The 4545-nt window shown below is 60.5% G+C and carries 5 protein-coding genes; 1 reads left to right on the top strand and 4 read right to left on the bottom strand.

What is annotated here, in order from left to right; translation table 11 throughout:
• Positions 1–211 precede the first annotated feature (211 nt).
• Positions 212–784 carry a peptidoglycan L,D-endopeptidase MepK gene (mepK, locus tag RIFP1SYM_RS15845; protein WP_005966732.1) on the top strand — a complete coding sequence of 191 codons (573 nt, stop codon included), beginning with the start codon at positions 212–214 and terminating at the stop codon, positions 782–784.
• A 132-nt stretch (positions 785–916) separates the two neighbouring features.
• Here mepK and RIFP1SYM_RS15840 read toward each other — a convergent pair whose 3' ends face one another.
• The 4 genes from RIFP1SYM_RS15840 to RIFP1SYM_RS18470 all read right to left on the bottom strand — a co-directional run.
• Positions 917–2473 (bottom strand): SulP family inorganic anion transporter, encoded by a 1557-nt coding sequence (locus RIFP1SYM_RS15840; protein ID WP_005966730.1) that lies wholly within the window; start codon positions 2471–2473, stop codon positions 917–919.
• Between the two features lie 262 nt (positions 2474–2735).
• Positions 2736–3080 carry a CU044_2847 family protein gene (locus RIFP1SYM_RS15835; RefSeq protein ID WP_006474805.1) on the bottom strand — a complete coding sequence of 115 codons (345 nt, stop codon included), beginning with the start codon at positions 3078–3080 and terminating at the stop codon, positions 2736–2738.
• 151 nt (positions 3081–3231) lie between these two features.
• A complete protein-coding gene (gene asd / locus RIFP1SYM_RS15830) occupies positions 3232–3957 on the bottom strand; it encodes an archaetidylserine decarboxylase (RefSeq protein ID WP_005966726.1) in 726 nt (241 codons plus the stop codon).
• A 183-nt stretch (positions 3958–4140) separates the two neighbouring features.
• A partial coding sequence (locus RIFP1SYM_RS18470; protein WP_039960810.1) for a thioredoxin domain-containing protein occupies positions 4141–4545 on the bottom strand: 405 nt, incomplete at its 5' end.

The raw sequence follows: 4545 nt of genomic DNA, 5'->3' as shown, positions 1-4545 counted from the left end.
TAACTTTACGTGTGATTTGCGCCTTGAGTCTGAACATTCTGAATCACAATCCACTTCGCCCAGACTTAATCAGAGGCTTATAAACCTGGAATTGTGAATGGAATCACAAGGATGGCGTACCCCGGTCATAATCTGATACTCTTTGCATGGTCTTTTTGGCGGCCCTGCCGAATCATCGGGCAGAGCAACCAGTTATCCGGATTAGCGAAGTATGTCAGAACAGATTCAAGCCCCGCAGATTGAGTGCCCAGATACCAGCCGGCGTCATTTTCTCAGCGGTTGTGTTGCCCTCGGCAGCGCCTTGACCGCCCCCTCCCTGTTCGCCTCGATCGGGCAGCAACAGGAACGCAGTATCGCCCTGCACCATCTGCACACCGGCGAACGGGAGAAGCTGGCCTACTGGGCGGACGGCGAGTATCTGGCAGAGAATCTGCGGCGCCTCAACCAGCTGCTGCGTGACCACCGCACTGGCGACAGCACCCTGATGGACCCGAAGCTGCTTGACCTGCTATATCGCCTGCAGAGCAGCGTCGGGCGGGTAGGGGAGTTTCAGGTGATCTCCGGCTATCGCTCACCTAAGAGCAATGCCATGCTGCGTGGCAAAAGCAATGGTGTCGCCAAGCGCAGTCTGCACATGCAGGGCAAGGCGATCGACGTCCGTCTGCCGGGAACTGAACTGAAAGAGCTGCGCAAGGCGGCCCTGGCGCTAAAGGCGGGTGGCGTCGGCTTCTACCCAAAATCCAACTTCATTCACGTCGACACCGGCCGCGTGCGTTTCTGGTAGCTCCGGCTTGGCCTCCATGGATGGAGGAAATGCAGAGGGATTGCTGAGAACAATCCCTGCCAGCCGGACATTGTGCATCACCCTGTAGGCGCGCCGCGAGCGACGCGCCTACAATCGAATTTACCCTTCTGGTTAGGCCAGCCGGTCGTCCGCCACGTGGTAGCGTGGATCCTCCAGCATATTGACCTCCACCAGATCCCCCGCCTTCACCAGCAGATTCTGACACTCCTGGCTCAGGTGCTTGATGTGCAGGCGCTTCTCGGCACGGGTGTAGCGTTCGGCGAGGGCATCGATCGCCTCCAGGCCTGAGTGATCGTAGACTCGCGCATTGGCAAAATCGACCATCACCTCGTCCGGGTCATCTTTCGGATTGAACAGATCGGCAAAGGTCTGCACTGAACCGAAGAAGAGCGGGCCGCTTATCTCATAGTGTTTGATGCCGTACTTGTCGACATAGGTCTTGGCGTAGATGTGTTTGGCATGCTCCCAGGCGAACACCAGTGCGGAGACGATGACACCGACGATCACGGCGATCGCCAAGTCGGTGAGCACCGTCACCACCGCCACCAGGATGCCGACGAAGGTGTCGGCCAGTGGGATCTTGCCGAGCAGGCGGAAGCTGGCCCACTCGAAGGTGCCGAGCACCACGATAAACATCACGCCGACCAGCGCTGCCACCGGGATCATTTCGATCAGGCTGGAGCCGACCAGGATGAAGGTGAGCAGGAACAGTGCGGCGGAGATGCCGGAGAGACGGCCACGACCGCCGGAGTTGATGTTGATCATGCTCTGGCCGATCATCGCGCAGCCGCCCATGCCGCCGAACAGACCATTTACCGTATTCGCCACGCCTTGGCCGATACACTCCTTGTTGCCACGGCCACGGGACTCGGTCAGCTCATCGATCAGGCTCAGGGTCAGCAGCGACTCGATCAGCCCTACCGCAGCGAGGATCACGGCATAGGGCAGGATGATGTAGAGGGTCTCGAAGCTGAACGGCACCATCGGGATATGGAATTCAGGCAGGCCGCCGGCGATGGTGGCCTGCGGATTGCCGGACATGTCGGCCAACACGCCCTGCACAGTGCGCGCGTCCAAATCCAGATAGAAGACCAGCAGGGTGACGCTGACGATCGCCACCAGCGAGGCAGGTAGCGCGCTGGTCAACTTTGGCAGAAAGTGGATGATCGCCATCGTCAGCACCACCAGCCCGAGCATGATCAGCAGCGGCTCGCCGCTCATCCAGACCAGGTTGCCGTCCGCGTCGGCTACCTGAAACTGCTGCAGTTGGGCGAGAAAGATCACGATCGCAAGGCCGTTGACGAAGCCCAGCATCACCGGGTGCGGCACCATGCGGATGAACTTGCCGAGCCGCAGCACCCCGGAGAGGATTTGGATCAGACCCGCCAGTAGCACCGCTGCGAACAGGTATTCGACGCCATGTTGCGCCACCAGCGAGACCATCACCACTGCCATCGCCCCGGTGGCGCCGGAGATCATGCCAGGCCGGCCGCCGATGATCGAGGTGATGATGCCCATCATGAAGGCGGCATAGAGGCCCACCAATGGCTCCACCCCGGCGACAAACGCGAAGGCGATGGCTTCTGGAACCAGCGCCAGCGCGACAGTCAGGCCGGAGAGAGTGTCGTTTTTCACGCACTGTCTGCCAGGGCAGGTGAGCTGAAACATGGAGTACCTCTAATGGGATAGAAAGAGGCGGAGAGTCTATCAGAAAACTCTTATATGTCTACAGATAGAGCCTGGCACGAGACCCTGTTTTCCTGCAAGTCTGTAGAGGCAGCGCTTGTGGTGCGAAGGCTCGGCAGATGGTGCGTTCGCGCCGCAAGCGACACTCCTACGATCGGATCCTTTGGGGATGGATTGAGTTGTAATTATAACTCAACCCCAGCTACCCTTCTCAGCGTCCAGGGCAGGCTGGGGCGGCCTAGGTCTACCGTTTCCAACTGGCAGTGATCTTCAGCCCGCCGCTCGTCGCGCCGGTGAGGATCACTGGGATCGGCTGGCTCTCGCCCTTGAAGCCGATGGTCAGCTCTACCTTCAACTCGTCGGGACGGTTGCTGACCAGCGCCTCCTGTACAGTATCGGCCACCGCGCTGATCTGGTTGCGCAGCAGACCGATGGCGCTGCTGATATTGTCGCTGAGTCCGGTGGCTTCGGCGCCTGCCGGTAGGTCGGTGGGGGCGGCCCCGCTGCCCGGCAGGGCGAGATCACCCTGCTCCATCTCCACCATGATGAGGCGGCCATCGGCCAGTCTGATCGGGGCGATCTTTTCCATTCCTAACTCCTTTTTGTGGATTCGGTGCCGATTATTCCATCTGCGCCTGCGGAATGAAATTCCTAATGGGGGCACCGCTTGCGGTGCGAATGTTCGGGGGTGGAGGGTTCGTGCCGCCAGCGGCGTTCCTACGCAAGGATCTCCAGTGTGTTCAGACCGGGGTGACGGTGGCGATCTGCTGCCCCATCTTCAGCGGCATGCCGGATTCTAGCTCCTCCATCCACTCTGTCGCATCTTTGCCAAACAGCAGGATCACTGTGGAGCCCATGTTGAAGCGGCCCATCTCCTCGCCCTTCTGCAGACTGATCGGCTCGGGTGTCTCTGACTCGGGGGTGTAGTTCCAATGGCTGACTTGGCGGGAGCGGGGGGTGACGGTGCCGGCCCAGACGGTGTCGATGCTGGCGACGTTGATTGCTCCCACCAGGATCATCGCCATCGGCCCGATCTCGGTCTCGAACAGACAGACCACCCGTTCGTTGCGGGCGAACAGCCGTGGCACCATGCGCGCGGTGGTGGCGTTGACGCTGAACAGCCGACCGGGGACGTGGATCATTCGCTGCAAGGTGCCGCTGAATGGCATGTGCACCCGGTGGTAGTCGCGTGGCGAGAGGTAGATGGTGGCAAAGTTGCCCTCTTCAAAGCGCTCGCTCCACTGGGGGTCGCCGCCGAGCAGCTCCAGCAGTGAGTAGTCGCGCCCCTTGGCCTGGAAGATGTAGCCCTCTTCGATGTCACCGCACTGGCTTAGCGCGCCGTCGGCAGGGCAGACGATCGCCTCCGGGGCCTCAGCCACCGGGCGGACATCGGGGCGCAGGACGCGGGTGAAAAAGTGGTTGAAGCTACGGTAGCGGCTTGGATCGGGCTCTAGTGCCTCCTCCATCTCGACCCGGTAGAGTTTGATGATGTTGCGGATCAGCCAATCCTTGAACGGTTTTATCTCGATGCGGGTGATGCGGTAGGTCAGCGCCGATATCAGGTGATGTGGCAGCAGGTATTGCAGGCTGATAAAGAGATAGTCGAGGGGGTTTCAGTGAAGCGGCGGGAGGGTTCTTCGCGCATGAGGTTACCGGTAGTGGTTGATCAGGGTCTTGATATCCGCAGCGATGCTAGCCCCTTCCTGGAAGGAGGTAAACAGGGCGTGGATGCGGCCAGCCGGTCCGATCAGAAACAGTGGTGCCTCTTCCTCACCCTGGGTTGCGCCGAAGCGGGCGCGTATTTCCTGTAGGGTCGCCGGGTCGCCCTGCAGAGTGAGGAAGCGCTCTCCGATCTGTTCGAGCATCACATGTCGGGCCGGGTCGCTGCCATCGTCAATGTAAATGAAGCGGAGTTGCTGTTGCAGCTCCGGCTCGGCGCTGAAGCGATTGTGGACCTGGGTTAGGCGCAGCAGGGGGCTGGGCTGGGCTGTTTGCTCCGCGAAGCCGAGTAGGCTCCAGCTGCCTTCCAGTTGGCTTTGGTCGAAGCGTGTGTC

The organism is endosymbiont of Riftia pachyptila (vent Ph05), from assembly GCF_000224455.1.
GTDB classification, from domain to species: Bacteria; Pseudomonadota; Gammaproteobacteria; order Chromatiales; family Chromatiaceae; genus Endoriftia; species Endoriftia persephonae.
Note: the sequence above shows the minus strand (reverse complement) of the source record. Positions and strands in the feature narration are given on the sequence as shown.